This is a genomic window from Myxococcus vastator, assembly GCF_010894475.1.
Taxonomy (GTDB): Bacteria; Myxococcota; Myxococcia; order Myxococcales; family Myxococcaceae; genus Myxococcus; species Myxococcus vastator.
In genome coordinates this window covers 1-869 of record NZ_JAAIYB010000904.1, presented here as the reverse complement: position 1 = coordinate 869, position 869 = coordinate 1, and the positions used below count along the sequence as shown (strand labels likewise).

The window sequence follows — 869 nt, the reverse complement described above, 5'->3', positions numbered from 1 at the left end:
CCGGTGGGGCTGTGCCTGGAGCGAGGCGTGGAGTGGGTGGCGGCGATGCTGGGCATCCTGAAGTCAGGAGGCGCCTATGTGCCGTTGGACGCGGGCCAGCCGGAGGCGCGGCTGCGGGCGTTGGTGGAGGAAGTCGGCGCGCGGGTGGTGGTGACGGAGGCGAGGCACGCGGCGGTCTTCGAAGGGACGCGTGCGCGCCGGGTGTTGGTGGAGGAAGCGGCGCGCGCGGGACAGCCGGTGACAGGCGTGGGTGTGTCAGTGGCGCCCGAGCAGTTGGCGTACGTGCTGTTCACGTCGGGGAGCACGGGGCGCCCGAAGGGCGTGGGGGTGTCGCACGGGCAGTTGAGCAACTACGTGCAGGCGGCGATAGCGCGGCTGCGGCTGGAGGAGTGCCGCAGCTTCGCGCTGGTGTCGACGCTGGCGGCGGACCTGGGGAACACGGTGCTGTTTCCCGCGCTGAGCGTGGGAGGCGAGCTGCACGTCTTGACGCAGGAGCGCGCGAGCAGCCCGTCAGGAGTGGCGGAGTACTTCGAGAAGCACGGGGTGGAGTGCGCGAAGGTGGTGCCGTCGCACTTCGCGGCGCTGCTGAGCGCGGCGGAGCCGGTGCGGGTGGTGCCGAGGAAGCGACTGGTGCTGGGAGGAGAGGCGGCGTCGTGGAGCCTGGTGGAGCAGGTGCACGCGTTGGCGCCGGAGTGCGAGGTGTACAACCACTACGGCCCGACGGAGGCGACGGTGGGCGTGCTGGCGGGGCGAGTGGAGTCGCCGCGCCGGGTGACGTCGCCCGCGACAGTGCCGCTGGGAAGGCCGCTGGGCAACACGCGGGTGTACGTGCTGGACGGGAGCATGCGGCCGGTGCCGGTGGGGGTGGC

General features: G+C 72.5%; 1 protein-coding gene. It reads left to right on the top strand.

Annotated elements, in window-relative coordinates; all coding sequences use genetic code 11:
- Positions 1-869: AMP-binding protein (locus G4D87_RS38245; protein WP_163787646.1), on the top strand; the 869-nt coding region annotated here is incomplete at both ends.